Annotated in this window: 26 protein-coding genes and 2 riboswitches; of the genes, 15 read left to right on the top strand and 11 right to left on the bottom strand. The window is 45.2% G+C overall.

Features of this window, described 5'->3' with window-relative positions; translation table 11 throughout:
* Window positions 1–10 precede the first annotated feature (10 nt).
* Entirely contained in the window at window positions 11–826 is an 816-nt protein-coding gene (locus HNR43_RS00575) for a carbohydrate ABC transporter permease (RefSeq protein ID WP_183240207.1), read from the top strand.
* Window positions 827–1,001: 175 nt separating this feature from the next.
* Here HNR43_RS00575 and HNR43_RS00570 read toward each other — a convergent pair whose 3' ends face one another.
* Window positions 1,002–1,337: a DUF3905 domain-containing protein gene (locus HNR43_RS00570; protein ID WP_183240205.1), complete on the bottom strand. Its 336-nt coding sequence runs from the start codon at window positions 1,335–1,337 to the stop codon at window positions 1,002–1,004.
* A gap of 84 nt (window positions 1,338–1,421) precedes the next feature.
* On the opposite strand from HNR43_RS00570, the gene HNR43_RS00565 reads away from it, so the two are divergent.
* From HNR43_RS00565 to HNR43_RS00555, 3 genes are read left to right on the top strand one after another with little or no spacing between them, the layout of a single operon-like run.
* Window positions 1,422–1,562 (top strand): hypothetical protein, encoded by a 141-nt coding sequence (locus HNR43_RS00565; protein WP_183240202.1) that lies wholly within the window; start codon window positions 1,422–1,424, stop codon window positions 1,560–1,562.
* Entirely contained in the window at window positions 1,559–1,714 is a 156-nt protein-coding gene (locus HNR43_RS00560) for a hypothetical protein (protein WP_006321568.1), read from the top strand. Before HNR43_RS00565 ends, HNR43_RS00560 begins: the two co-directional genes overlap by 4 nt.
* Window positions 1,711–1,854: a hypothetical protein gene (locus HNR43_RS00555; protein WP_183240200.1), complete on the top strand. Its 144-nt coding sequence runs from the start codon at window positions 1,711–1,713 to the stop codon at window positions 1,852–1,854. Before HNR43_RS00560 ends, HNR43_RS00555 begins: the two co-directional genes overlap by 4 nt.
* A 105-nt stretch (window positions 1,855–1,959) precedes the next feature.
* Here the strand turns inward: HNR43_RS00555 and HNR43_RS00550 are convergent, their stop codons facing one another.
* From HNR43_RS00550 to HNR43_RS00540, 3 genes are all read right to left on the bottom strand, one after another.
* Window positions 1,960–2,502 (bottom strand): LabA-like NYN domain-containing protein, encoded by a 543-nt coding sequence (locus HNR43_RS00550; protein ID WP_009362505.1) that lies wholly within the window; start codon window positions 2,500–2,502, stop codon window positions 1,960–1,962.
* Window positions 2,503–2,693: 191 nt separating this feature from the next.
* Entirely contained in the window at window positions 2,694–4,424 is a 1,731-nt protein-coding gene (locus tag HNR43_RS00545) for a DUF4080 domain-containing protein (RefSeq protein WP_183240198.1), read from the bottom strand.
* Window positions 4,425–4,523: 99 nt separating this feature from the next.
* Entirely contained in the window at window positions 4,524–6,299 is a 1,776-nt protein-coding gene (locus HNR43_RS00540; RefSeq protein ID WP_183240195.1) for an L-lactate permease, read from the bottom strand.
* Window positions 6,300–6,466: 167 nt separating this feature from the next.
* On the opposite strand from HNR43_RS00540, the gene HNR43_RS00535 reads away from it, so the two are divergent.
* The 6 genes from HNR43_RS00535 (at window position 6,467) to HNR43_RS00510 (ending at window position 14,422) form a co-directional block, all read left to right on the top strand.
* The gene (locus HNR43_RS00535) at window positions 6,467–7,213 is read left to right on the top strand and encodes a FadR/GntR family transcriptional regulator (protein WP_183240193.1); all 747 of its coding nucleotides are present in this window, start codon (window positions 6,467–6,469) and stop codon (window positions 7,211–7,213) included.
* A 271-nt stretch (window positions 7,214–7,484) separates the two neighbouring features.
* On the top strand, window positions 7,485–8,201 hold the full coding sequence (locus tag HNR43_RS00530) for a (Fe-S)-binding protein (RefSeq protein ID WP_183240191.1): 717 nt from the start codon (window positions 7,485–7,487) through the stop codon (window positions 8,199–8,201).
* Window positions 8,202–8,212: 11 nt separating this feature from the next.
* On the top strand, window positions 8,213–9,631 hold the full coding sequence (locus HNR43_RS00525) for a LutB/LldF family L-lactate oxidation iron-sulfur protein (RefSeq protein WP_183240189.1): 1,419 nt from the start codon (window positions 8,213–8,215) through the stop codon (window positions 9,629–9,631).
* Window positions 9,631–10,308, top strand: a complete 678-nt coding sequence (locus tag HNR43_RS00520) for a LutC/YkgG family protein (RefSeq protein WP_183240187.1) — start codon at window positions 9,631–9,633, stop codon at window positions 10,306–10,308. Before HNR43_RS00525 ends, HNR43_RS00520 begins: the two co-directional genes overlap by 1 nt.
* Window positions 10,309–10,466: 158 nt before the next feature.
* Window positions 10,467–12,632: a PAS domain-containing sensor histidine kinase gene (locus HNR43_RS00515; RefSeq protein ID WP_183240765.1), complete on the top strand. Its 2,166-nt coding sequence runs from the start codon at window positions 10,467–10,469 to the stop codon at window positions 12,630–12,632.
* A 53-nt stretch (window positions 12,633–12,685) separates the two neighbouring features.
* Entirely contained in the window at window positions 12,686–14,422 is a 1,737-nt protein-coding gene (locus HNR43_RS00510) for a methyl-accepting chemotaxis protein (protein WP_183240184.1), read from the top strand.
* Window positions 14,423–14,428: 6 nt separating this feature from the next.
* Here HNR43_RS00510 and HNR43_RS00505 read toward each other — a convergent pair whose 3' ends face one another.
* From HNR43_RS00505 to HNR43_RS00480, 6 genes are all read right to left on the bottom strand, one after another.
* Window positions 14,429–15,388 (bottom strand): ABC transporter permease, encoded by a 960-nt coding sequence (locus HNR43_RS00505; RefSeq protein WP_183240182.1) that lies wholly within the window; start codon window positions 15,386–15,388, stop codon window positions 14,429–14,431.
* A complete protein-coding gene (locus tag HNR43_RS00500; RefSeq protein WP_183240180.1) occupies window positions 15,385–16,878 on the bottom strand; it encodes a sugar ABC transporter ATP-binding protein in 1,494 nt (497 codons plus the stop codon). The genes HNR43_RS00505 and HNR43_RS00500 overlap by 4 nt, the downstream gene beginning before the upstream one ends.
* On the bottom strand, window positions 16,875–17,993 hold the full coding sequence (locus HNR43_RS00495; protein WP_183240177.1) for a sugar ABC transporter substrate-binding protein: 1,119 nt from the start codon (window positions 17,991–17,993) through the stop codon (window positions 16,875–16,877). The genes HNR43_RS00500 and HNR43_RS00495 overlap by 4 nt, the downstream gene beginning before the upstream one ends.
* Complete coding sequence (mtnA, locus tag HNR43_RS00490; RefSeq protein ID WP_183240175.1) at window positions 17,990–19,024, bottom strand: S-methyl-5-thioribose-1-phosphate isomerase; 1,035 nt, start codon at window positions 19,022–19,024, stop codon at window positions 17,990–17,992. Before mtnA ends, HNR43_RS00495 begins: the two co-directional genes overlap by 4 nt.
* 10 nt (window positions 19,025–19,034) lie before the next feature.
* On the bottom strand, window positions 19,035–20,204 hold the full coding sequence (gene mtnK, locus HNR43_RS00485) for an S-methyl-5-thioribose kinase (protein WP_183240173.1): 1,170 nt from the start codon (window positions 20,202–20,204) through the stop codon (window positions 19,035–19,037).
* A 69-nt stretch (window positions 20,205–20,273) separates the two neighbouring features.
* Window positions 20,274–20,373: riboswitch (SAM riboswitch) on the bottom strand.
* Window positions 20,374–20,460: 87 nt separating this feature from the next.
* The gene (locus HNR43_RS00480; protein ID WP_183240171.1) at window positions 20,461–21,255 is read right to left on the bottom strand and encodes a carbon-nitrogen family hydrolase; all 795 of its coding nucleotides are present in this window, start codon (window positions 21,253–21,255) and stop codon (window positions 20,461–20,463) included.
* Between the two features lie 100 nt (window positions 21,256–21,355).
* On the opposite strand from HNR43_RS00480, the gene HNR43_RS00475 reads away from it, so the two are divergent.
* From HNR43_RS00475 to HNR43_RS00455, 5 genes are all read left to right on the top strand, one after another.
* A complete protein-coding gene (locus HNR43_RS00475) occupies window positions 21,356–22,528 on the top strand; it encodes a pyridoxal phosphate-dependent aminotransferase (RefSeq protein ID WP_183240168.1) in 1,173 nt (390 codons plus the stop codon).
* Window positions 22,529–22,618: 90 nt separating this feature from the next.
* A riboswitch (SAM riboswitch) is annotated at window positions 22,619–22,726 on the top strand.
* 59 nt (window positions 22,727–22,785) lie between these two features.
* On the top strand, window positions 22,786–24,006 hold the full coding sequence (gene mtnW / locus HNR43_RS00470) for a 2,3-diketo-5-methylthiopentyl-1-phosphate enolase (protein WP_183240166.1): 1,221 nt from the start codon (window positions 22,786–22,788) through the stop codon (window positions 24,004–24,006).
* Entirely contained in the window at window positions 24,003–24,662 is a 660-nt protein-coding gene (locus HNR43_RS00465) for a 2-hydroxy-3-keto-5-methylthiopentenyl-1-phosphate phosphatase (RefSeq protein WP_281380304.1), read from the top strand. Before mtnW ends, HNR43_RS00465 begins: the two co-directional genes overlap by 4 nt.
* Window positions 24,659–25,267 carry a methylthioribulose 1-phosphate dehydratase gene (locus HNR43_RS00460; protein WP_183240162.1) on the top strand — a complete coding sequence of 203 codons (609 nt, stop codon included), beginning with the start codon at window positions 24,659–24,661 and terminating at the stop codon, window positions 25,265–25,267. The genes HNR43_RS00465 and HNR43_RS00460 overlap by 4 nt, the downstream gene beginning before the upstream one ends.
* Window positions 25,268–25,279: 12 nt before the next feature.
* A complete protein-coding gene (locus tag HNR43_RS00455; RefSeq protein WP_183240160.1) occupies window positions 25,280–25,816 on the top strand; it encodes a 1,2-dihydroxy-3-keto-5-methylthiopentene dioxygenase in 537 nt (178 codons plus the stop codon).
* A gap of 17 nt (window positions 25,817–25,833) precedes the next feature.
* Here the strand turns inward: HNR43_RS00455 and HNR43_RS00450 are convergent, their stop codons facing one another.
* Window positions 25,834–26,568 (bottom strand): ZIP family metal transporter, encoded by a 735-nt coding sequence (locus HNR43_RS00450; protein WP_183240157.1) that lies wholly within the window; start codon window positions 26,566–26,568, stop codon window positions 25,834–25,836.
* Between the last annotated feature and the right edge of the window lie 6 nt (window positions 26,569–26,574).

Genomic DNA, 26,574 nt, shown 5'->3' with positions numbered 1-26,574 from the left:
GGGGAAGAACATGCGATTGGGCAAAGCGTTGTTATATACGATTCTCGTATTGTATGCAATCGTAACGATGATTCCGTTTTTATGGGCGCTTTCGTCATCGTTTAAAACGCTTGAAGAAATTGTGAGCGGTTCGATCAGTTTTATTCCGAAAGACTTTACGCTTGATAATTATAAACAAATTTTTATTGAACAAGAGCTTTTCCCGCGTTGGTTTATGAACAGCGTCATCATTGCGGTGACGGTGACAATGTTGAATTTAATATTTAACTCGATGGCTGGTTATGCGCTTGCCCGTCTTCATTTCCGAGGAAAACAAACGATTTTTATGATCATTTTGGCAGTGTTAATGATTCCAGCACAAGTGACGATGATTCCGAACTATTTAATTTTAAAACAGCTCGGCTGGCTGAACTCGTATCAAGGGATGATTGTCCCAGCGATGATTAACGCGACGTTTATTTTTATGATGCGCCAATTTTTCATCAATTTCCCGAAAGAGTTAGAAGAAGCGGCCGCGTTAGACGGATTAAGCCGCATCGGCACGTTTTTCCGCATCGTGTTGCCGCTCGCTCGCCCGGCGCTCGCGGCGCAAGCCATTTTCGTCTTTATGGGCTCGTGGAACGATTTTATGCGTCCGCTTATCATTTTGTCTGATCCAAACTTGTTTACGCTTCCACTCGGGTTAAATAGCTTTAAAGGACAATACATTAGCTATTGGAACTACATTATGGCAGCGTCGATGGTATTTACGTTGCCTGTGTTAGTTATTTATGCATTTTTCAACCGTTACTTTATTAAAGGCATTTCATTTACAGGGGGAAAATGATCCCCCTCTTTTTATTTTTTCCCATTCGCTATATTCGCTTATAAATAAAAGGATATATCCTGTCACAATAATCCCAACACCGATGACTCTCATGAGTTGCATCCATTCTTGATCCATATATGACACCCCATTATGCATTGCTTCTTCAATGTATGATAGGAGTCGGGCGAATGTGTCAATCCGCCCCGTATCCGACATCTTTATCAGGATGCATAAATGGCGCGTTTCCCCCTCGTTTTTCTTCAAGCAGTTTGCGGTTTTCTGCCGTATTCCAACCGATGTCGTTCGTCGGGTGCACCCATTCATCACCCGCCATCACGCTTGGGTCGGTTTCATCGCTCCACTTGTTGAGCGGGGAGTTTGGCGAATTGTATTTACTATCGCCGATGACGACGCCATACTTATTGACAAACGGCGGCTTCATCTCGATACCCGTTCCTTTAAACGACGGGGCGTGAATTTGATGTGGTTGCGTTTCATCGAAAATCGGCGATTCGATTTCTTTTTTCATTGTCTTCACCTCATCATTAATGTGGCTAAATGGCGTATAAAATATGTCGCTTTGCGTGACATTACTTGTGAAGGGGGTATTCACATGCATTTCCCGATCGCACCGTTGCATGAACGCGATATCGCCCAAGTGCAACAATTGGAACGGCAACTGCGCCAACAAACAGGTGAAGACATTATACTCATTGCTTACAAAAAAGAACGTACGAGAGGTGAACGATCATGAAGCGAAAAGTAACACATGATGCGGCGAAAACGAACAACCAAACGCCGACGGAAAGCATGCCGAAAGACGAATTTGAAGCGCAATATGCTGGCGGAGAAGATATGAGCCGCGGCGCAAACCGAAATTCGAAAAAAGGACGGCAAGGGAAATGAAAAATAAACGAGCGGGCAAAACAATTCCAATTCCAAGCGATATACTAAAGGAAGAATTCGGACAAGAACAAGGCGACGTCAATGCGCATAAAGTGATGGAGTTAATGGAAGAGGCGAAAAAGGAAAAGAAAAATGAGTAAAGTATATTTATGAAATAATTGCATAGTATAAAGTGGAGGCTACATAGGTTCGGACTATGTAGCTATAGAGAAAGGGCTGCTTACGTATACACGAAAGCAGCCCGATTATCGTTGTACATGTTCAAAGTCTTCTTTCTTTAGAAAAAAGTGGTCATCACATAAATCTTTTAAATATCCAGCTTTTTGTTGATCAACGAGACAGGCTACGACATTTTTCCCTAGTTGTTGTACGACCCGAATAGCAGGTTCATAATCCGTATCTGCGCTTAACAAAATGGCTTCGTCGTAGGCGTGATGATAAGCTAAAGACACTAAATCAACGGCTATATTTACATCTGTGCCTTTTTCAATATAAATGTCTTTTCCGCTCCCATCTTGACCGACATATTTAAGATAGCCAGCTTTTGCAATGCAGTAAGGGACATGCTTGTTTAATGTATCAATAAACTTTTTTGTTGCGGCTGCCTTCGATTTATCGTGACTACTCATAGCCGTATAGTAATATAACCTTTGTAGATGACCGTTTCTTATGTCAGCTATATAATGAGCTAATTTTCCATAGTCAATCCGCTGATAATTTCCGCTGAAAAGATTCGTAACAGCGCTTTCGAAATTATTTCCATCAATAAAAACCATGATTCTTTTCACATCCTTCTCCCCCCTAATACGACTAAAAGCGCTAGCTCCTCATGCTAGCGCTTTTTACATCATCTCTAAGCTATCGAATTTCGAACATTCGACAGCTATCTTCTCTAGCAAGGAACATCTCCGGATGATGTCCTTCTCGCAACTTAAATCTTCCTTATAGTTGAAATTATAAAACTTCAATAAACGCTTTGTCAATTCGTGTCCACTTCCAAAAAATACGTTTCCGCTTTCATCGTCGTTTGGTTGAAGTATACGATCATTGCCATATTGCAATGGCGAATGTGTTTCGTTTGTAAATAATGCGGTAAGTCGAACGGGATCATTTCGACGACGGTATGTTTAAATAGCTCTTTTTCGGTTAATGAAAGAAGATGTGGCTCTTTCATCAACTGTTCATATACGTATGTGCGCATATGTTTGTCCGTTTTTTCATCCCACCACGGTTTGCGCGGCTTTTGTTTTTGGTTGCGCAAATAGTCGTATTTCATCAATGCTTCCACAATCGGCAAGTCGTCTGTATCGATCGTTTGTAAAAACGAATACAGGCGACGGAATAAATCTTCAAGCTGGTGACCGATGCGTGCCCAACCTTGTTCGTCCCAATATGTGCCGAACGATTGGAAAAAGTCAAACGGCGTGTCAAACAGATGGGTGACGATATATTCGATCGTTTCGTCCATGCGATGATCGTTCCAATATTTTTCGAGCACATCTTCGACTTGTTTTAAGCGAATGATGTCGTCAAAAGACAAGACGTTATTTCGTAAAATTTCATACGGCGCGCGGTCCATAAACACGTACCCATACTCGTTCGCCTTATGGCGCAAGCCTGTGCCGCGCAACATTTTTAAAAAGCCGAGCTGCAATTCTTCGGGGCGAAGGGCAAACACGTCGTTAAACGTTTTGCGAAACGATGTGTAATCTTCTTCCGGAAGTCCGGCAATTAAATCGAGATGTTGGGCGATTTTTCCACCTTGTTTGACCATCGTGACCGTGCGGGTGAGCTTTTCGAAATTTTGTTTGCGCATGACGAGCTTGTTCACTTCATCGTTTGTCGATTGCACCCCAATTTCAAAGCGAAATAGTCCCGGTGGCGCCTGTTCGTTTAAAAACTGAATGACTTCTGGGCGCATAATGTCGGCAGTAATTTCAAATTGAAAGACGACGCCGGGAACGTGCTCGTCAATTAAAAATTGAAACATATCCATCGCGTAGCTTCGGCTAATGTTAAATGTACGATCGACAAATTTAATGACTTTCGCCCCGTGTTTCATTAAATAACGTAAATCTTCCTTTATCTTCTCCCGATCAAAATAACGGACGCCAACTTCAATGGACGATAAACAAAATTGACAGCTAAACGGACAGCCGCGGCTCGTTTCGACGTACGTGACGCGCTTAGACAAATGCGGGATATCTTCTGGAAAGCGAAACGGCGACGGCATGTTCGCTAAGTTGATTTTATTTCGTTGCGGGTTGATGACCGCTTTTCCGTTTTGATGATATGCGATTCCAGCAATATTGGCGACATCTTCACCGCGCTCAAGCGCTGTGAGAAGCTGTTTAAACGTTTCTTCGCCTTCGCCGATAACGATGTAATCAAATTCCGGCACGCGCTCAAGCCAATAAGCGACGTCGTATGACACTTCTGGACCACCGACGACGATCGTGACGGTCGGATGCACTTTTTTCAACAGTTGAATGACTTCAATCGTCTGTTCGATATTCCAAATGTAACAGCTAAACCCGATGACGTCAGGTTTGCGACGGTATAAATCGGTGACGATATTTAACACCGGATCTTTAATCGTATATTCGACAAGCTCCACATCAAATTCTGGTTGGGCGTATGCTTTTAAATAGCGAATCGCTAAGTTTGTATGAATATATTTTGCATTTAACGTTGTACAGATAATATGCACTGCAAACGACTCCTTCACATATAGGTTGCAACGAACAATTATATCATATCTAAAGGGAAGGAAAAAGGGTGCCCTTTTTTGTAAGGACACCCTTTTGTATTATGCAGAAATTTGGTTTTCTGCTCGTTTCGTTTTGCCGCGGTTTGATACCATAAACAAAATGAATGCGACAACGACGACAGCATAAAGAATAAACCATACGTTGAAGCCACCGACGATAAAGCCCATACCGAGCATACCAGCCGCTAAAATGTAATACGTCATCGGAATGAGCGCTTTGCGAATTAAGCTTCCTTCTTGACCGACAAGCCCGACTGTCGCGGAAGCGGCAACGACGTTATGAACGCAAATCATATTTCCAGCTGCACCGCCAACCGCTTGTAGTGCTACGACAACGGCAGCACCTGAAGCCGATAAGCCGATGCTTTCCGCTGTACCGAATTGGAAAAGCGAGAACATCATATTGCTGAATGTGTTGCTTCCTGCGATAAACGCGCCGAGCGCACCGATGAGCGGCGCAACGATTGGCCATGAGGAACCAGCGATATGTGATACGCCTTCGGCTAAAACGAGCGGCATGCTAGCAAGCTCATCTGTTTTCGTATTAATGAAAATGTTGATCATCGGTACGGCGAAAATGAGTGCTGAACCTGCGCTTAATGCCGTTTTAAACGAATCAGTAAACGCTTTTTTGTAGCTTTTTGCATCCATGCGATGCAATACGTACGTGACGAGCGAAACGATGACGAAAATCGTACCCGGCAAATAAAGTGGCGTTGATTTAATCGCAATGCCAGAGTTGAATACGTTGTCGATTAAAATCGTGACGCTTTCTCCTGTTAAAAACGCTTTTACTTCCGTGACTGTGCGTGTAATGACAAGCAAAATCGCCACTAAGACGTACGGGAACCAAGCGTTCAAAAGCGAAATGCGCTTTTTTCCTTGTCCGATGTTCGTTTGTTCGTTGTTTAAACGACCGATCCATTCTTGTTCCCAATGGCTGCGATGTTCGAAATCAAACGTATCTTTCGGCATAAATAGCCCGGCTTTTGCGGCTGGAACGACAATAATAAGACCGATGAGTGAACCGAGTAATGAAGGAAACTCCGGTCCAAGTACGTTCGCGATGATTGCGTACGGAACGGTAAATGCAAAGCCGGCAAGCATCGCAAACTTCCAAACGCGCAATCCTTCACGGAACGAACGATTTTTGCCGAAAAAGCGCGTAAGCATCCCAACCATAATAAGCGGAATGAACGTTCCGACGAGGGCGTGAATGATGCCGACGTTGGCAGCAATTTGTAATAAATAATCGGTAAATTCCATATCGCCAATGGCTTTCATGACCGCTTCTTGATTCGCAAGCCCTGTATTGACCCCGACGAGAATAGGCGTTCCGATTGCTCCGAACGAAACAGGTGTACTTTGAATAATTAGCGCGACTAATACGGCAGCCATCGCAGGAAAACCGATCGCAACAAGAAGCGGAGCGGCAATCGCAGCGGGCGTACCGAATCCGGCTGCCCCTTCAATAAACGAACCGAACAACCATGCGATAATGATCGCTTGAATGCGACGGTCTGGCGAAATGTGAATAAATCCTTGGCGAATCGTTTCGATCGCGCCGCTTTCTTTTACCGTATTTAAAAGCAATACCGCTCCAAAGACGATAAACATAATTTCAATGGCTGTCTTTATACCGTTGACGCTGGCGGCAGCGACGACATTCATTTTCGTCCCCCAAACGAATAGGGCGATTGCCGCAGTGACAACGAGCGCAACAGGCATGGCGCGACTCGCTGGCCATTTTAATACAACAAGAAATAAGAAAACTGTTAAAATTGGTAATAGTGCGATAAATGATAACATGTTCATCCCCCTTTGTTTCATTGTGATGACGTTATTCCTTATCCCCTCGTCATAAGGTCATACAATCATCTGATGAGTATATCATAATGTAAGCGTAACCATTTTTCAATATGAATATTTAAAAATTTTTCACAGTTATTTTGTAGAAAAATATGATATGATATTCTATTTGTATGGGGGAGCAAACAAGAGATGATGGGGTGGACAACGTGTATAAACAAATTAAACCGAAAAAGATATATGAAGAAGTAGCGGAAGCAATTTTACATATGATTCAAACGGGACAGTTAAAGCCGGGAGATAAACTCGATTCCGTTCAACAGCTAGCCGAAAACTTTCAAGTTGGGCGCGCAGCTATTCGTGAAGCGTTGACGGCGCTTCGAGCGATGGGGCTCATTGAAATGAAACAAGGGGAAGGCACATATGTGCGCGAGTTTGACCCAGCGATGTTGTCGTTCCCGATTTCCGCAGCGGTGCTTATGAATAAAGAAGATGTCGCTCATTTACTTGAAGTGCGTAAACTGCTTGAAGTCGGTGCCGCAGGGGTGGCGGCTAGAAAGCGAACGGACGAAGATTTGCGCGCGATGCAAAGCGCCCTTACGCAAATGCGCGAAGCAATTGGCGATGAAGAGCTTGGGGAAAAAGCCGACTTTTTATTCCATATGGCGATTGCGGCGGCAACGAAAAATCCGTTGTTAGTCAGCTTAATGAACAACGTATCCGGCATGATGATGGAAACGATGCGAGAAACGCGCCGCATTTGGCTGTTTGCCAAACAAGCGACGACCGAACAACTCCTTGAAGATCATATCGCCATTTTTGAAGCGATTCGCGATCAACACATTGAACTAGCCCAAGAACGAATGAAAGAACATTTAGGGCATGTTGAAAAAGTGCTTGCTAGCTACATATCTTCATAATGGAGGTTCTTCCTCCGTGTTCAAAGGAATTTATAAAATTTTGAGTTTAGGAATATCTTCATAAAGATAGAGCTGTCTAGCTTCAAGCGCCATCGGCTCGAGTCGCTCCGCCCCATACTGCGGCGGCTAAGCCTCCTCGGTGGGGCTTGCGCGATCTTCGCCGATATACGGCGCTTTGCGCTTTTCTTAATCATCAGATGACCGGTTGACTAATTTGGCAATGAGATGTAAAGTGAAAAAAGAAAACGTTTTCTTAGAGAGGGGATCGGGAATGAACGTCACATTATTTGTTACATGTTTAGTGGATTTATTTCACGTCAATGTTGGCAAAGCGACAGTAGAGTTGTTAGAACGGCTCGGCTGTACTATTCATTTTCCAGAGGCGCAAACGTGCTGTGGACAGCCAGCTTACAATAGCGGTTATGTAAAAGAAGCGAAAGAAGCGATGAAACATATGATTCGCACGTTTGAACATGCCGAATATATCGTTACGCCGTCTGGCTCGTGTGCGACGATGTTTAAAGAATATCCGCACATTTTTAAAGGCGACATTGAATGGGAAGAACGAGCACAACACGTCGCTAATAAAACGTATGAACTGACGCAATTTATCGTTGATGTGTTAAAGATAGAAGACGTTGGGGCGCGCTTAGAAGGAAAGGCGACGTATCATACATCATGCCATATGACGCGCTTACTTGGCGTCAAAGATGCACCACTTACGTTATTGCAACACGTCAAAGGGCTTGAAGTCGTTCCGCTTCCGAACGCGCACAATTGCTGTGGATTTGGCGGGACGTTTTCCGTAAAAATGGGACCAATTTCAGAACAGATGGTCGATGAAAAAATTCAATGTATCGAACAAGTCGAAGCCGACTATTTAATCGGTGCTGATTGCGGCTGTTTAATGAACATCGGCGGGCGCATCGAGCGAAAAGGAAAACCGATTCGTGTCATGCACATTGCCGAAGTACTTAATAGTAGATAGGGGGGAATTATATGGCAATGAAAATTAACATGGGAGAATTTCACGAGCGGGTAGAAAAAGGGATTCATAATACGTTTATGCGCGGAGCGGTGGCAGGGGCGCAAGAGCGGTTGCGCACGCGTCGGCTCGAGGCGGCGGAAGAACTCGGCAATTGGGAAGAATGGCGCGCGCTTGGAGAAGAAATTCGCCAACATACACTTGAAAACTTAGACTATTATTTAATGCAACTGAGCGAAAACGTAAAAAAACGCGGGGGGCACGTCTTTTTTGCGCAAACAGCGGAAGAAGCGAACGACTACATTTGTCGCGTCGTTGCAAGCAAACAAGCGAAAAAAATTGTGAAATCAAAATCGATGGTGACGGAAGAAATTCATATGAACGCCGCGCTCGAAAAGCTCGGCTGTGAAGTCATTGAAACGGACCTTGGCGAATACATTTTGCAAGTCGATGACCACGATCCGCCGTCGCATATTGTCGCACCTGCGCTTCATAAAAATAAAGAACAAATTCGCGACGTATTTCAAGAGAAGCTGGCGTATACAAAAACGGAAAAGCCAGAGGAGCTTGCGCTTCATGCGCGCCATATGCTTCGCCATGAATATATGACAGCAGATGTCGGCATTACCGGATGCAATTTCGCCATTGCAGAATCTGGTTCGATCACGCTTGTCACAAACGAAGGAAACGCCGATTTAGTCACCGCATTGCCGAAAACGCAAATTACGGTCATGGGAATGGAGCGTATCGTACCGACGTTTGAAGAAATGGAAGTGCTCGTTAGTTTACTCACAAGAAGCGCGGTCGGGCAAAAATTGACGAGTTACATTACGGTATTAACCGGTCCGCGCGATGAAGGAGAAGTGGACGGTCCAGAAGAATTTCATCTCGTCATTGTCGACAACGGACGTTCCGATATTTTAGGAACAGCATTTCAGCCGGTGCTGCAATGTATTCGTTGCGCCGCTTGCGTCAACGTTTGTCCGGTATATCGCCATATTGGCGGTCATTCGTACGGTTCGATTTATTCGGGACCGATCGGGGCGGTGTTGTCGCCGCTTCTTGGCGGCTATGACGATTATAAAGAATTGCCGTACGCATCAACGTTATGCGCTGCTTGTACGGAAGCGTGTCCGGTAAAAATTCCGCTTCATGAACTGTTGCTAAAACATCGCCAAACGATTGTCGAACGGGAAGGAAAAGCGCCGATTTCGGAAAAATTGGCGATGAAAGCGTTCGGATTAGGTGCGGCGTCGTCGCTGTTGTATAAACTCGGTTCGAAAGTCGCACCGACTGCCGTCCATCCGTTTACAGTAAACGACCGCATTTCGAAAGGACCGGGACCGTTAAAAGCGTGGACGGACATTCGTGAATTTCCAGCGCCAGAAAAAGAACGGTTCCGCGACTGGCTAAAACAAAGGGGGAACGAATGATGGAAGCTTTTTTACAGCGAATTGCCTCCCGTCTCGGACGCGACGTGCGCACGTCCGTTGAGCGTCCACAGTGGAAACATGCACCGCAACAAACCGTGTTTCAAGGATATAGCGAAGACGAGCTGCTTGATGTGTTGAAAAATCAGTGTACTCGCATTCATACGACGCTCATTGAAACAAACAGCGCCGAGCTTCATGACACGGTCGAACACGTCATTCATGCGCATGGCGGAGGCCCGATTATCATCGCTAACGATGAGCGCTACGAACAGGTTGGACTATCTTCTTTTTTAAAGCGAGAAGATGTGTACGTATGGGACGCTACACGTGGACGTCATAACATTGAAGCAGCAGAGCGAGCAAACATCGGCATCACATGGAGTGATATCACGTTAGCGGAATCAGGAACAGTTGTGTTATTAAACAATCAAAATCAAGGGAGAACGATTAGCTTTTTGCCAACAACGTACGTGGCGCTTATTCCGAAAAGTACAATTGTTCCACGTATGACGCAAGCGGCGCGCCTCATTCGCGAAAAGATGGCGCGTGGCGAGCGCGTGCCGTCGTGCATTAACTTTATTACTGGACCGAGCAATTCCGCCGACATTGAAATGAATTTAGTTGTCGGTGTGCACGGACCAGTGAAAGCAACATATATCGTTATTATCGATCGTTGAGCAGCAAATGAGCTGCTCTTTTTTATTCCGATAAGATTAGTAAAATTTTCGGAATTTTAAGAAGGAATAAAAAAACATCAGGCGAATATACATCATAACTATATAAATGTAGAGAGGGAGTTTGTTAGGAGGGAACGCGTTTGAGTTTGAAAGGTATAATGGAAGATTCACGATTTGTACAGCTTTCGAAACAAGAAAAGGAAGCGATCGATGAGCGAATAAATCAGTACGATTTCATTTTACAACAAGTGACGGATGCGATTGTGTTAGTAAAAGATGACGGGACGTTCGTGGATGTGAACGAGGCAGCGTGCCGTTTATTTCGCACGTCGCGTGACCAGCTGTTGCAAAAAAATTTTCATGAATACGTATATCTCGTCCCGGAACATATTTTTCATTTTCAAAAACAAATGTTGCATAAATTTGGAACATATGATGATGAAATCGTCATTCGCTTGGCAGATGGCGAAATCAAGCATGTACAACTATTTATGCGCCGCCATAAAAAGCAACCGTTTGATTTATATATGATCCGCGATATTACCTCAAAAAAAGCGCTTGAGCGTGAACGAACAATTAATGAAACGTTATTTAAAGATTTGTTTAATCGCGCGGGCGATAGCATCGTCATTTTCGATGGACAAGGACGCTTTATTGACGCGAATCCTTCCTTTTGTGCGAGCGTCAACATTACAAAAGAAGAACTATTCAAATTATCAATCCAAACATTTATCCCAATGGAATATCATAATTTATTCGACCAACTGTTAGTCACGTTAAAACGAAACGGAACGGTATCAAGCGAACTGCCGTTTATTTTAGGGGACGGCATGCAAAAATTGTTCGAACTGACGTTAACAACGAACGTACATAGCGGCTTTTTTATGGCCATTATGCGCAACGTGACCGAAAAACGAAATATGGAAATGAACTTGCAACGGAGTGAAGAGCGGTTTCGCGCCATTTTTGAACAAGCCCATGAAGCGATTTTAATTTGTGACGATTTCGGAAATATTTTGCGCGCCAATCCTGCCGCAAGCCGAACGTTTGAATTGCCGCTTCACGATCTCGTTCATGCGAATTTAATGCAGTTTATTGATTCAAAACAAGATAAAGTACGCCACGTATTACAACAATTTTTCCGCGATGGAGAAATTCGCGATGAATTAACATTTCATATGCCGAACGGTGAAAAAAAACAGCTCGAATTTACATCAAAAAAAGGCGCCATTAACGGCTATCATTTAACGATTTTTCGCAATGTCAGCGAACGACGCAAAATGGAAAAACAGTTGCGCGAACAAGAACAAAAGTTTCGTAGCGTCTTTAATCATGCGATGGATGGCATTGTGTTAATTGACGACAAACATCGCATTTTTGACGCCAATCCGGTGGCGTGCCGTATTTTTGCCCTTCCGAAAGAGCAGCTCATTGAAAAATGCATGCATACGTTTATCGGAAGCAACGATTTAAATAAATTTCAAAAGTGGTTGAATAATGGAGCGGAAGAGGAAGAGTTTACGATTACAGACGGCGAAGGAAAGAACAAAATCGTTGAACTGTCGTTTAAACCGAGCATTATTGAGCATGTCGGACTGATGATGGTACGTGATATAACGGAGAAAAAAGAAATGGAAGAGCAATTACGTAAGTCTGATACGTTAAGCGTTGTCGGTCAACTGGCGGCAGGTATCGCTCATGAAATTCGCAATCCGATGACGGCGTTAAAAGGATTTATCCAACTTTTACAAGGAAGCATCGGCAATGATTGTGAGCAATATAATATGTACTTTCACGTCATTATGTCGGAATTAAAGCGCATTGAGTCGATTATTACCGAATTTCTCGTATTGGCAAAACCGCAAGCTGTTCATTACGAACGGGGCGACGTCGCAAAAATTATGCAAGAAACAGTCGATTTATTAAGCGTGCAAGCAATGATGCACAACATTCAAATTGAAGCAACGTACGATCAAGTGCCGCGTATATACTGCGAGCCGAAACAATTAAAACAAGTGTTTATTAACATATTAAAAAATGCGATGGAAGTCATGCCAAACGGCGGAACGATTACCGTCTCCGTTGAGCATGTCGGAGATCATATACGCATCGCCATTCGCGATGAAGGAAGCGGCATTCCGAAAGATAAAATTAAAAAATTAGGCGAGCCGTTTTATACGACGAAAGAGCGGGGGACGGGTCTTGGCTTAATGGTTAGCTATAAAATTATTGAGGAGCATGACGGGCGCATTGATGTCGAAAGCGAAGTCGGCGTTGGTACAACGTTTTATATTACCTTACCAATAAATAATGACATGCGGTAAAGCAATGTAGTACAATAGACTTATATGTCAAGACAGCTAAAGAGGTGAATAGCATGTTATTTAAACGCCTTCGTCCGTCGTTAAACGAATTGCTTGAACAAGGGACAGACTATTCGTTTCACGGACGATTTGTTGACACGTTATCGTACAACCATTTTACAACGGAAGATTTCGCAAAGTTAAAACAAATTGATGAACTTATCGCTCCACATAAACAAGAAATGGTTCGTCTCTTTCATGAAGGGCTAAAACAAGTGCAGCCAGAAGCGGCGAAGATGATTACGGAAGCCCGCATCGAAGCATATTTAAACGCCTTTTTTACGATGGAGCGAAACCGCGCATACGTCGATGAATCGCTTCGCTTTTTCCATTTGTTGCGAAAAGAAAAAGTGAACGTCGGGAAGCTCATCGTTGCGTTTAACCAATTCAATTTCTTCGTTTTAACGACGTTGTTAGCGAAGGTAGCGCTTGCGCCGAAACGTTGTTTAACGCTTATGGAAGCGTTGCAGCGAGCGATTAACATCGAACAGCAGCTTCTTGTAGAAGTGTACACGGAAACGATGATGGAACAAATCGCAAGCGGAACGGCAAAACTAATGGAACAAAATGCCGAAATTATGTTTATTAAAGACTTGCTTCAAGCGCTCGATCAACAAAATAGCGATGTGCAAATGGTGACTGCCGCAACGGAAGAAATGACGACAGCCGTATCAGAAGTCGCGCATGCAGCGACAGTCATCGCTGAAAAAACGACCACATCAGTTGAACGGGCAGAAAAAGGACAACAAATGATGACGGAGGCGTTCGGAGAAATTATTGAAACGTCCGAACAGTTTACGCAAATGGTTGACCGTTTTGAACATTTACAACAACATTTAAGCGCGATTGAAAAAGTGATGCAACTCGTCAACGGCATTGCAGATCAAACGAACTTACTCGCGTTAAATGCATCCATTGAAGCCGCACGTGCAGGCGAATATGGAAAAGGGTTTTCGGTCGTCGCAGAAGAAATTCGCAAACTCGCTGACCATACCGTGCAATCGCTTGGGGAAGTGCAACGAAACGTCGGAGAATTGCGCACGATTTCATCGGAAGTATCATCCGCGATTTACTCGACGTCAACAACGATTCGTCAAGCGGTTCATCAAGCGCAAGAAGCGATGCCGCTTTTAGAAGAAATTGTATCTGCTATGGGAGAAATTCAAGATAGTACAAATACAAACGCCGCTGTAGCTGAAGAACAAGCTGCTGCTGTCGATGAAATCGCGACGCGCATGTCATCCATTGCTTCACTGACGGAATACGTGCGCGAACTTGGTGAAAAAACAGGAAAAACCGTGCATGCGTTAAGTAAAGCAATCGACCGGTTCCGTTTAACTATGGTGAATGAAAATAGTGTAAAACTATCTGCGAAAGCGCTATTGCATTTAGCAAAAACAGACCATTTATTATGGAAATGGCGCATTTACAATATGATCGTCGGCTATGAAACGGTGCGACCTGAAGATGTCGCTTCCCACCACCAATGCCGATTAGGCAAATGGTATTTTGATGAACAAACGAAAAAACAACTGCAAGGCACGCCAGCATATGACAAGTTAGACGCTCCACATGAACGCGTGCATATCGCAGCGAAAAAAGCAGCCGAAGCGTACGGCAAAGGCGATATAAGAGGTGCCGAAGCGCAGTTAATCGAATTAGAACAAGCATCTGTAGAAGTCATTCGCCTGCTTGATGAACTCATCGAAAAAGTAGAAAAAGAACGGACGTTTGAAACCCACCTTGCATAAGGTGGGTTACTTTTTGACCATATGGGACAACGCAAGTGCGAAAATTAATAGTGCACCTTTTACAATATCTTGTGCGTAATACGGAACGTTCATCATCGTCAGTCCGTTTAATAAGACGCCAATAAAAATTGAGCCAAGTAACGTACCAATCACATTTGGTTTGCCGATACCGAAAACGGAAAAGCCGATAAACGCGGCAGCTACCCCGTCCATTAATAGTGATGCCCCCGCGGATACTTGCCCCGTGCCGATGCGTGAAGCAAGCACAATGCCACCTAAAGCCGCAAACAGTCCGCTAATCATATACGCATATGTACGGTAGCGGTTGACAGGAATGCCGGTGAGATGAGCGGCTTCACGATTTTCTCCTGTCATATAAAATAAACGCCCCGTTTTTGTATACGTTAAAAAAAGATGAGCACTAATGACGAGCAAAAGCATAAGCAACACAGAAAACGGGACGCCAAACAGCTCGCCTTGTCCGATAAATAAAAACGACGGAATAAATTTTCCCGGCGCCACGCCGCCTTCGGGAAGCGGCATGTCGTTATAAATGGAAAATCCTTTCGTGTATGTGAGCTGCACGCCATTAATGATGTACATGACCGCTAACGTCGCCAATAAATCAGGTAGACGAAGGCGGATAATGAAAAAAGCGTTTAACAGCCCAACGAGTGCACCGAGTAAAAGTGGAACGACAAGCGCAACAAGCAGCTCTTGGCGATGTAAGACGAGCGCCGAGGCACTTGCGATGGTTGCCAAACTGACGGTGGAGCCGACCGATAAATCGAATCCATCGACAATTAACGAAAACGTAATGCCGATCGCAACGAGCGTCACAATCGAAATGGAGCGCAAAATGTCGCTAAAGTTCGCATACGTAAAAAATGAATCGAGCGTCAAGCTAAAAAAAGCGATGACGATAACGATGGCGAGTATCGTTCCGTATTTGTATAAAAACTTCAATTCGTTCCACCTCCAGTCATGTCATAGACGAGCTGTTCATATGTCGCTTCGAGTGCGTCCACTTTTTTTACGAACTGACCATCGACCATAACGTAAATCGTATCGGCGATATGAAGCAATTCTTGACATTCGCTCGTGAAATAAATGATCGCTTTTCCTTTTTCAGCAAGCGCGCGAATGATCGAAAATACTTCTTCTTTCGCATGCACGTCAATGCCTTTTGTCGGCTCATCAAAAATAAAGACGTCGCTATTTGTTTGTAACCATTTCCCGATTACCACTTTTTGTTGATTGCCGCCGCTTAAATGTTTCACAAGCGCCGTCGGCGAAGATGGACGAATATGTAACGATGAAACAAGGTTTGTCGCGATGGCGCGTTCGTGCCGTTTTCGAATCCATTGCCATGGGGCGATGGTTGACAATAGACGCACGGTCAAATTTTTTTCGACCGTCTCGTTCATAAAGAGCCCTTGTTTTCGTCGTTCTTCTGGAATTAAACAAACGCCCGCTTCAATCGCCTCTTTCGGTGACGCCCATGTTTGTTTTTTTCCCTGCATGATGCGTTCGCCTGTCGTTTTGACATAAGCGATCATGCTTTCGGCGAGTTCTGTTTTTCCAGCGCCAACGAGACCGGCAATGCCGACAATTTCACCGCGCCGAACCGCAAGATCGACCGTCGTTTTCGTTTTTGGAATGTACAATTGTTTGACTTCAAAAATCGTTTCTTTGCTTATGTTGCGTGCCCGTGCGTTGCGCACTTCCGGTTGTCGACCGACCATATGGCGAACGATATCTTCTGTCGCGAGCGATACATCGCCTTCGTAAACGACACTGCCGTCCCGTAAAATCGTCATCCGATCGCATATGCGTTTTACTTCGTGCAATTTATGCGAAATGTAAATAAACGACACACCTTGCGTTTTTAATTGTTCAATCATCGTAAACAATCGTTTCGTTTCTTCTTCGCTTAACGAGGCGGTTGGCTCATCTAAAATAATGTAGCGAGCGGAAGAGGAAAGGACGCGTGCTAGCAAAATGAGCTGTTTTTCATGAAGCGTGCATGTTTGTACCGTTGTATCAGGCGACAAGTGTGCTAAGCCGACGCGCTCAAGCAGTTGAGACACGAAGGTGCGCTTTTTTGTTTTAGAAAAGAACATATGTTTTTGTTCAACGATTTGTTCAGCGAGAATATTTTCATATACGGACAAAGCAGGGAATAACGCCGCATCGACTTCTTGCACGACGTGTCCGATGCCTGCTCGTTTGGCATCTTTCGGGGAAGAAAACGTATGTGTCTTTCCGTCGATTTCGATCGTTCCGCTCACCGGCTGCAAGACGCCAGCTAAAATGTTCATTAACGTGCTTTTTCCAGCTCCATTCATGCCTAAAAGGGCGTGAACTTCGCCCGGTTGGACATGGAAGTTCACGCCGTTTAATACGGTCACATCGCCAAATGTATGGACGATTTGTTTCATGCGCAAACCGCTCATTGTTTTTTCACCTTTTCTTCAAGCGTCTTCATCCATGGGGAGATGGCAACGTTTGATTGTCCCCAGCTTGGCATGTAGTTGTTTAGCTCGTTCATCGTAATTGGTGTATTTGGTAAATCAGACCGTTTCACTAAGTGTGGTTCAAGTGAATAAATGTTTGGCGTTTGTTCCCCAGCAATTTTTTGATACGCAAAGCGCACTTGAACGCGCCCGACTTCCGCTGGGTCGGTTGCTGTTGTTGCGACCCATGGGCTATTTGGTTGTTGAATCATTTGTAAATCTTCGTCGCTTAAGTCGATGCCGTACACTTTAATTTCTGTTCGACCTGCTTGTTGAATGGCGCGCGTCGCCCCTTTGGCGAACTCATCCCACGTCGCAAAGACGGCATCAATATCGCCTTTGTTCGGATATTTTTTCAAAATCGCTTCCATTTGTGTTTGTGTATCTAAAGCGGTGTTGGCGCTTGCGGTACCGAATTTCGCTACTTCTTTTATGTTCGGATACCGTTTTTGAAACGCTTCGTAAATGACATGGCGGCGTTCCATCGGCGTAAAGCCACCGACCCAAATCGTGACAATTTCTCCTTCGCCGTTTAAATCTTCCGCTAACGTTTTTAACGTTTTCCATGCTAAGCTGTAGTCGTCTTGGTCAATAACGGTCACTCCAGGAATGTTTAAATCGTTATCAAATGCAACGACGTGAATGCCTTTCTCCAGCGCTTTTTCAACAGGTGCTTTTAATGCATCTGCGCGTCCGTGGTCTAATAAAATCGCATCGACGTTTTGGCTAATTGCTGTTTCGACGTACGACGCCATTTTCGTTAAATCGTTATCGGCGTTATAAATTTGCACATCGCCGCCAAATTTCGCGACTTGCTCTTTTACACCAGCGATATATTGCGATGAAAATGTACCGATCGACATTTGCATAATGGCAGCAATTTTAATCGGTTTGTTTAATGCTGCAGGAATGTCCGCTTTTTCATCCGTTGTTTCGTTCGTTTGTTTCGCTTCTTCTTTCGGTTGTTCCGCTGGTTTTGAGACGGCGTCTTGTTCGTTTGTGCAACCGACTAAAAGCGCGAATAAAAGCACGATCATTGCCCATATGTTTTTCATGCCAAAACCTCCTCAAATAATGTCGGCAGTTTCGTTTCGTAGTCGCCGAAGATGATCCCTTTTTCAGTAATGATGCCGGTAATGAGTTCGTGCGGTGTGACATCGAATGCCGGATTGTAGACGTTCACATCTGGCGCGATGCACACGCCGCCGATATGTGTGACTTCTTCTTTCGCTCGCTCTTCAATCGGAATGTCGTCGCCTGTTTTCGTCTGTAAGTCGATCGTCGATAGCGGAGCGGCGACGTAAAACGGAATGTTGAACGCTTTCGCTAAAATGGCTAAGCCGAACGTGCCGATTTTGTTTGCGGTATCGCCGTTGGCGGCAATGCGATCTGCCCCGACGATGACTGCGGAAATGTGCTTTGCTTTCATCGTTTGTGCCGCCATGTTATCTGTAATGAGCGTCACATCGACGCCAGCTTGTGAAAGTTCCCATGCGGTTAGTCTTGCTCCTTGCAACACCGGGCGTGTTTCGCAAGCGTACGCATGAAGCGACATCCCTTTTTCTTTCGCTAAATGAAACGGCGCAAGCGCGGTGCCGTAACGGGCTGTGGCAATCGCTCCCGCATTGCAAATCGTCATGATACGGTCGCCGTCTTGAAACAAGGAAAGGGCATGTTCACCGATGCGACGACAGACGTCTTCATCTTCGATTTGCATGCAAATTGCTTCATGAATAAGCGTCGTTTTCGCTTCGTTGACGGATGTAGCATTAGCGACGCTTTTTATGAGCCGGTCAAGCGCCCAAAATAAATTGACGGCGGTCGGACGCGAGCTTGCTAAATAGTCGCGGTCGCGTTTTAGTTCGGTATGAAATGTCGCTAAATCATCAGTCTCATATGATTGGGCCGCAAGTGCTAAACCGTATGCGGCAGTCATGCCGATCGCTGGCGCTCCGCGCACTTTTAACGTAACGATCGCGTCCCATACGTCTTCGATACGTTTTAATTCTAAATATTCAGTCTTATGAGGCAACGCTTGTTGGTTTAAAATCGTAATATGTGTATCATGCCATTGTACCGATTTCATTTTGTTCCTCCTAGCTGTTGACATGCACCGTTTGTTGTACAAGATGTTTCAAGTCTTTTATCGTCAATGTGTTTCGCTGCACGATGAGCTCACGACCGAGACGAAGAGCGTGGCGTTTTGCGTGAAGTCTGCGCTCAAGCGGCAATTCATCAAGGTCCGCCACATGCGCCAACCCGATCGTCCGGCGAATGACTTCACAACCGGCAAAGCCGATCGCCTCAACGAGCGCATCGCTTATGATGTCATCAAGCACGCCACATGTGCGCGCATACGGTTCGTTGCTTTCGCGCCAAAGCTCAGCAAACGTGCGGGTAAAGACGTCCCATGTGTTTTCAATATGAGCAAAAAGCGGTTCGCGGTCACGTTCATGACGAGAGAGCGCGTTTAATAGTAAATTGGCAAAAAATTGCCCTAAATCGAAGCCGATCGGACCGTAAAACGCAAATTCTGGATCGATCACTTTCGTTTCCTCGTCGCTTGCGAAAATGCTTCCCGTATGTAAATCGCCATGAAGCAACACATCCGCTTTCGTTAAAAAAAGCCGTTTTAATTTCGCTGTTTCGCGCTGAAGCACATCATCTTGCCAAAGCTGTTCGACATCGGCGCGAAGTTCTGCTTCAAAGTTGTTCGTGTCGTGGTCAAAAAACGGGTCAGTAAAGACGAGATCTTCCGTAATTTTACATAGTTCCGGATTTGTAAATTGTTGTACGAGCTTCTTTTTTTGTTGTTGATTCATGCCAAAATCCGACGTGTAAAACGCCGTTTTCGCGATAAATTCGCCGATATGTGTTGAAAGATTTGGAAACGTTTTTCCTTCAATCAGCCCACGGCGTGCAATGTGTAAATGCGACAAATCTTCCATCACTGTAATTGCTAATGTCTCATCGGAATAGTACACTTTCGGAACATAGTGAGGAACGTAGCTCGCGAACGTGCGCAACGCTTGGCTTTCGATCGTTGCCCGTTTTAATGTAAGCGGCCAGCTTTCGCCAACGACTTTCGCATATGGTAACGCTTGTTTAATGATGATGCTGTCGTTTGTTCGTTCGTTGACGATACGAAACACGAGATTTAAGTTTCCATCCCCAATTTCTTGACACGAAAGAAGGGCATCTTCTCCAAATAGCCCTAAACGAACAGCGAGGGCAATCGCTTTTTGTTCTGTTAACGGTTCGTACATGTAGATTCCTCCTCTCAAAATAAAAAACCTCTTTCGCTGAACGAAAGAGGTTTGAAGTTTGCTTCGCACCTCTTATCTCTCAGCCTACTGCTGCAAGAATTAGCACCGTGCGTCATCGCCGGTTGCCGGGCTTCATCGGGCTCGTCCCTCCACCTGCTCTTGATAAGAGTGTTTGTTATTATTCGAATGTTCTAAACAGTGAAAAAGTTTCGTGAATTCGCTTGATTCGAATCATACATCGCTTTATGCTCGTTTGTCAATCCTTTTTTTCAAAAATTTTATACACATCCGGGCGACGATCGGCAAAAATTGGGATGCGTCCGCGCACATGTTGTACTTCGTTTATGTCGATATTCGCCACAATAATCTCTTCTTGTTCGTCTCCTTCGGCAAGAATGTTTCCCCACGGACCAATGATCAGCGAATGTCCAGCAAACACGTTGTTCGGGTCTTTTCCCGCGCGGTTGCAAGCGACGACGTAACATTGATTTTCGATCGCCCGCGCCGTTAATAGCGTGCGCCAATGATGCAGGCGAGCAAGAGGCCATTCCGCGACGACAAACAACACTTCTGCACCGTGTAGCGCATGCGCGCGAATCCATTCTGGAAAACGAATATCGTAACAAATGACGCCGGCACACGTCGTTTCATCGAGCGAAAATAGCCCCATCGTTTCTCCAGCTTGCAAATACAAATGCTCATTCATCAATTGGAACAAATGAAGTTTACTATATTCGCAAACGACATCGCCGTTGCGCTGGACGACATACATCGTATTTGTCATTCGTTCGTTCGTTTTTTTCGCGACCGATCCGCCGACGATATGCACATCGTACGTGCGCGCAACGGATGCGAGAAACGCTTTTGTCTCTTCCCCGTTTTCATCGGCAATATGAGCAAGCCTCGTTAAATCATAGCCCGTCGTCCATAGTTCAGGCAAAACGACGACGTCAACGTCACGAGCGATTTGTTCGATGTAGCGCAAGGCGGTTTGTTTATTTTTTTCGGGTGTTCCAAACGCAATGTCCATTTGTATGCAAGCGATGTTCATATCATTCACCTCAACAAAAAATTTTCTTTACATTTTGATTTTTACGATATATGATACTTGACTAGAATTTCAACCTTTTTGTGAAGTAGGTGTGAAAAAAATGAAAACATTCCCACAATCGAACGTGTTACAACAACTACCGAAGCAATTTTTTGCTTCGCTCGTGCAAAAAGTGAATGCGGTCATCGCTGAAGGGCACGATGTCATTAACCTCGGGCAAGGAAATCCAGATCAGCCGACGCCCGCACATATTGTGAACGCGATGCAACAGGCGGTGGCAAAGCCGATGTATCATAAATATTCACCATTTCGCGGCTATTCGTTTTTCAAAGAGGCGGTCGCCGCGTTTTACAAGCGCGAATATGGGGTGACAATTGATCCCGAAAAAGAAGTCGCCATTTTATTTGGCGGAAAAGCAGGGCTTGTCGAAATGCCGCTTTGTTTATTAGACCCGGGCGATGTTGTGCTCGTTCCTGATCCCGGTTATCCAGACTATTGGTCGGGAGTCGTGCTTGCGCGGGCGCGCATGGAAATGATGCCACTGCGGGCGGAAAACAGCTTTTTACCCGATTACGATGAGCTAAAAGAAGACGTCGTTCGCAAGGCAAAACTGATGTTTTTAAACTATCCGAACAACCCGACAGGCGCAACCGCAACGGAATCGTTTTTTCAAGAAACGGTTTCGTTTGCGGAAAAATACGGCATTGCTGTCGTGCACGATTTCGCGTATGGGGCGATCGGCTTTGATGGGAAAAAGCCGGTCAGCTTTTTACAAGTGGAAGGGGCAAAAGACGTCGGCATTGAAATTTATACGTTCTCAAAAACGTACAATATGGCAGGGTGGCGCATCGGATTTGCGGTCGGCAACGAAAGCATGATTGAAGCGATCAACGTGTTGCAAGACCATTTGTACGTGAGCATGTTCGGTGCGATTCAAGAAGCGGCAGCGGTCGCGCTACTCGAGTCGCAACAGTGCGTCGAGGCGCTTGTCGCCACGTATGAAGCAAGACGAAATACGTTTATTCACGCCTTACGTGACATCGGTTGGGACGTTCAAGCGCCAGCAGGTTCGTTTTTCGCTTGGCTTCCGGTGCCAAACGGTTATACGTCAGAAACATTTGCCGATCTGTTGCTTAAAAAAGCGCATGTGGCGGTCGCTCCAGGCATCGGGTTTGGTGAACATGGGGAAGGCTATGTGCGCACAGGGCTACTGACGAGCGAAGAAAAATTAAAAGAAGCAGCTTATCGCATCGGGCAACTGCAACTTTTTTAAAAAAATGATTGACAAATGCAACATGTGCTGTCATAATTCGAAGTAAATTTATGAAAAACGAACTGTTCAAAAAATTAAATACATTACAAATTCTTATCAAGAGTAGGCGGAGGGACGAGCCCGATGAAGCCCGGCAACCGACTTAACAAGTGTTAAGCACGGTGCTAATTCTCGCAGCAGTAGGCTGAGAGATAAGAAGAGACGAACAATTAGCCTCTTCTTATGAAGAGGTTTTTTATTTGTAAAGGGGTGGACATATGATTACCGCAACATATTTGATTCATGACGACAAAGATTTAGCGAAAAAAGCAGAAGGTATCGCGCTTGGACTGACTGTCGGGTCGTGGACTGATTTGCCGCAGCTTGAACAAGAACAGTTAAAAAAACATAAAGGGATCGTTCAGTCGATTGAAGAGTTAGAGGAAGACGAGCGTGTCAATACGTTTTTTGGAAAGAGATTAAAACGCGCACTCGTGCGCATTTCGTACCCGAGCGTCAATTTTAGTGCCGATTTTCCAGCCATTTTGACGACGACGTTCGGCAAATTGTCGCTTGACGGAACGATTAAACTTGTTGACTTAACGTTTTCAGACGAACTAAAGCGCGCGTTTCCGGGCCCGCGCTTTGGCATTGACGGCATTCGTGAAAAGCTCGGCGTCTTTCACCGTCCGCTTGTCATGAGTATTTTTAAAGCGGTGATTGGGCGTGATTTACAATACGTCACCGAACAATTAAAGCTACAAGCGCTTGGCGGCGTCGATCTCGTCAAAGACGATGAAATTTTATTTGACAACGACCTCACACCGTTTGACAAGCGCATCGTGGCAGGAAAACAAGCGCTTCAAGAAGTGTACGAACAAACAGGGCACCGGACGTTATATGCGGTGAACTTAACCGGAAAAACGTTTCAGTTAAAAGAAAAGGCAAAGCGAGCTGCAGAGCTTGGCGCGGACGTATTATTGTTTAACGTGTTTACATACGGACTTGATGTGTTGCAAGCGCTTCGTGAAGATGATGACATTCGTTTGCCAATTATGGCGCATCCGTCGTTTAGCGGGGCGATTGCTTCATCGCGCGTATATGGCGTAAGCTACGCGTTACTTCTCGGCAAACTGTTGCGCATGGCAGGGGCGGACTTTTCACTCTTCCCATCACCGTACGGAAGCGTCGCACTTGAAAAAGAACAAACGGTTGCGATTCGCGATGAATTAACGAAAGAAGAACCGTTTTTGCGCGCGTTTCCTGTGCCATCTGCCGGCATTCATCCGGGGCTTGTGCCGCTTCTTGTGCGCGATTTTGGCATCGACTCCGTCATTAACGCAGGAGGTGGCGTGCACGGGCATCCGAGCGGAGCAGTCGGTGGTGGGCAAGCGTTTCGTGTCGCAGTTGATGCGGTGCTTGCTGGGCGTTCGCTCCATGACGCCGCAAAAGAAAACGAACCGTTACGACAAGCGCTTGACTTATGGGGGAGCGCATGATGAAGCTAGTCATTTTTTGCGACTTTGACGGGACGATTACGTTAAACGATAACATTATTGCGCTTATGAAACAGTTCGCTCCGCCAGAATGGGAAGCGATCAAAGACGATATACTCGCCCAAACGTGTTCCGTACAACAAGGGGTCGGGCGCATGTTTTCGCTGTTGCCGACGACGTTGAAAGAAGACATCGTGCAATTTTTGCTTGACACCGCACGCATTCGCGACGGATTTTCCGACTTTGTCGCGTTTACGAACGAACGGCAAATCCCGCTTTATATTGTGAGCGGTGGCATTGACTTTTTCGTGTATCCACTTCTTCACGGACTCGTTGAAAAAGAGCGCATTTTTTGTAACAGCGCCGATTTTAGCGGGGAAACGATTCGCATTACGTGGCCGTATGCGTGCGATGAACATTGTCAAAACGGATGCGGTTGCTGCAAGCCGTCGCTTCTTCGCAAACTTGCACCAAAAGGGGCAAAAACGATCGTCATTGGCGACTCCATTACCGACTTGGCAGCAGCCAAACTAGCCGATCACGTCATGGCGCGCGACTTTTTACTTGAAAAATGCCGTGAGCTTAACTTGCCACATACACCGTTTACGACGTTTTATGATGTCATTGACGCGTTAAAAGAAAGCGAGGTGATCGCGTGAGACAACAAAAATGGGCAGAGCTTGCTGAGGTGAAACGAGAGCTAGCGGCGCGCGACTGGTTTATGGGGACGAGTGGCAACTTGTCGATAAAAGTGAGCGATGAGCCGCTTACGTTTCTTGTCACTGCGAGCGGAAAAGATAAACGAAAAGAGACGGCGGAAGATTTTTTACTTGTCGGTGCCGACGGACAGCCAGCGGAAGCAACGTATTTGAAACCGTCAGCCGAGACGCTTCTTCACGTTAAAATTTACAACAAAACGAACGCCGGTTGTGTGCTTCATGTTCATACCGTTGACAACAACATTATTTCCGAATGGTACGGCGACGAAGGGGAGGTCATTTTTACAAATCAAGAAATGATTAAAGCGTTCGGATTATGGGAAGAAGATGCGGCGTTTCGCATTCCGATTATTCCGAATTTCGCCCATATTCCGACGTTAGCCAAAGCGTTTGCCGACCATGTTCATGAAGATCGAGGCGCAGTGCTTATTCGCAACCACGGCGTGACCGTATGGGGAAAAGATGCGTTTGAAGCGAAAAAGTTTTTAGAAGCTTGCGAGTTTTTATGTCAGTACTACGTCAAATTATTACTTTTAAAACGATAAGGGGGAAGAAATATGGCAGTCATTAAAGTGCGCAACACAGGTGAAGTGATTGAAGGAAAGGAAAACGTCGCAGCATTTTTAAATAAGCAAGGAGTGTTATATGAACATTGGGATGCAAGGAAACTTCCAAATCATCTTCAAAACAAATTTGTATTAACAGACGAAGAAAAAGCGGACATTTTAGCCGCGTTTCAAACAGAAATTGAAGATTTAGCGAAGCGAAGAGGCTATCAAGCGTGGGACGTTGTCGCTTTATGCGAACAAACACCAAATTTAGAAGAGCTATTGAAAAAATTTGAACAAGTGCATACGCACACAGAAGACGAAGTGCGTGCAATCGTTGCTGGTCATGGCATTTTCGTTATTAAAGGTGATGAACAAACAGGCTACTTTGATGTTGAACTTGAAGCGGGCGATGTCATTTCTGTTCCAGAAGGAAATCCACATTTCTTTACATTAATGGACGACCGCCAAGTTGTTGCCGTTCGGTTGTTTATTGATCCATCTGGTTGGGTAGCACATCCATACGAGGAAAAAGAAGGGGCATAAAAACGCTCCTTCTTTTTTTAAAACGTTTCAATTAAAAACACCATAACTAACAGCCCGATAATAAAGGCATACGTTGACGATTTTTCATTTCCATCACCATGGCTTTCAGGGATTAGCTCTTTATAAATAATAAACAACATCGCCCCAGCAGCAAACGCTAATCCGTACGGAACGAGCGACTGAACGACTGCGGTTAAATAAAAGCCGATGATGGAGGCGACAAGTTCAATGAGCCCCGTTCCTGTTGCCATGAAAAACGCTTTTCCTTTTGATATATGTTGGTTAAATAAAAAAAGCGCAACGAGCAATCCTTCAGGCGCGTTTTGGAAGCCGATCGCTAGCGCAATTAAATCACCGATATGGTTTTGTTCCCCAGAGGCGTAGCTGACGCCAACGGATAACCCTTCTGGAATGTTATGAAGCGTAATTGCCGCAAGCACAAGCACGGCTTTTTGATCCATCTTCATGCCGCTTTTTGTATGCGCTAAGTCGATATGCGGCACGATGTTTTCAAGAAGCGTTAACGTGAACACGCCAACGCATAATCCGATCGCAAGGGCAAAAAACGTGCCAGATGATAACGCCTCAGGAATTAATCCGAGCATCGATGCGGCCATCATAATGCCAGCTGTAAAAGCAAGCAACATATCGCGCCATTTGTGCGTTAATGAGCGCGACAAAAATAAAATCGGAACAGCGCCAGCACCTGTTGCTAGCGCGGATAACGTACTGCCTACAAGCATGTCAAACATGTTTCC

Source organism: Anoxybacillus mongoliensis (assembly GCF_014201515.1).
In the GTDB taxonomy this organism is placed as follows: domain Bacteria; phylum Bacillota; class Bacilli; order Bacillales; family Anoxybacillaceae; genus Anoxybacillus; species Anoxybacillus mongoliensis.
Note: the sequence above shows the minus strand (reverse complement) of the source record. Positions and strands in the feature narration are given on the sequence as shown.

Bases quoted from the DNA above. Each gene is read 5' to 3' on its own strand.
- HNR43_RS00465 (WP_281380304.1), top strand. From the start codon at position 24,003: ATGATGAAGCTAGTCATTTTTTGCGACTTTGACGGGACGATTACGTTA.
- HNR43_RS00500 (WP_183240180.1), bottom strand. From the start codon at position 16,878: ATGAGCGGTTTGCGCATGAAACAAATCGTCCATACATTTGGCGATGTG.
- mtnK (WP_183240173.1), bottom strand. From the start codon at position 20,204: ATGTACGAACCGTTAACAGAACAAAAAGCGATTGCCCTCGCTGTTCGT.
- HNR43_RS00540 (WP_183240195.1), bottom strand. From the start codon at position 6,299: ATGAACATGTTATCATTTATCGCACTATTACCAATTTTAACAGTTTTC.
- HNR43_RS00535 (WP_183240193.1), top strand. From the start codon at position 6,467: ATGGGGGAGCAAACAAGAGATGATGGGGTGGACAACGTGTATAAACAA.
- HNR43_RS00515 (WP_183240765.1), top strand. From the start codon at position 10,467: ATGGAAGATTCACGATTTGTACAGCTTTCGAAACAAGAAAAGGAAGCG.
- HNR43_RS00565 (WP_183240202.1), top strand. From the start codon at position 1,422: ATGCATTTCCCGATCGCACCGTTGCATGAACGCGATATCGCCCAAGTG.
- HNR43_RS00510 (WP_183240184.1), top strand. From the start codon at position 12,686: ATGTTATTTAAACGCCTTCGTCCGTCGTTAAACGAATTGCTTGAACAA.
- HNR43_RS00450 (WP_183240157.1), bottom strand. From the start codon at position 26,568: ATGTTTGACATGCTTGTAGGCAGTACGTTATCCGCGCTAGCAACAGGT.
- HNR43_RS00560 (WP_006321568.1), top strand. From the start codon at position 1,559: ATGAAGCGAAAAGTAACACATGATGCGGCGAAAACGAACAACCAAACG.
- HNR43_RS00480 (WP_183240171.1), bottom strand. From the start codon at position 21,255: ATGAACATCGCTTGCATACAAATGGACATTGCGTTTGGAACACCCGAA.
- mtnA (WP_183240175.1), bottom strand. From the start codon at position 19,024: ATGAAATCGGTACAATGGCATGATACACATATTACGATTTTAAACCAA.
- HNR43_RS00570 (WP_183240205.1), bottom strand. From the start codon at position 1,337: ATGAAAAAAGAAATCGAATCGCCGATTTTCGATGAAACGCAACCACAT.
- HNR43_RS00455 (WP_183240160.1), top strand. From the start codon at position 25,280: ATGGCAGTCATTAAAGTGCGCAACACAGGTGAAGTGATTGAAGGAAAG.
- HNR43_RS00495 (WP_183240177.1), bottom strand. From the start codon at position 17,993: ATGAAAAACATATGGGCAATGATCGTGCTTTTATTCGCGCTTTTAGTC.
- HNR43_RS00530 (WP_183240191.1), top strand. From the start codon at position 7,485: ATGAACGTCACATTATTTGTTACATGTTTAGTGGATTTATTTCACGTC.
- HNR43_RS00525 (WP_183240189.1), top strand. From the start codon at position 8,213: ATGGCAATGAAAATTAACATGGGAGAATTTCACGAGCGGGTAGAAAAA.
- HNR43_RS00520 (WP_183240187.1), top strand. From the start codon at position 9,631: ATGGAAGCTTTTTTACAGCGAATTGCCTCCCGTCTCGGACGCGACGTG.
- HNR43_RS00575 (WP_183240207.1), top strand. From the start codon at position 11: ATGCGATTGGGCAAAGCGTTGTTATATACGATTCTCGTATTGTATGCA.
- HNR43_RS00475 (WP_183240168.1), top strand. From the start codon at position 21,356: ATGAAAACATTCCCACAATCGAACGTGTTACAACAACTACCGAAGCAA.
- mtnW (WP_183240166.1), top strand. From the start codon at position 22,786: ATGATTACCGCAACATATTTGATTCATGACGACAAAGATTTAGCGAAA.
- HNR43_RS00555 (WP_183240200.1), top strand. From the start codon at position 1,711: ATGAAAAATAAACGAGCGGGCAAAACAATTCCAATTCCAAGCGATATA.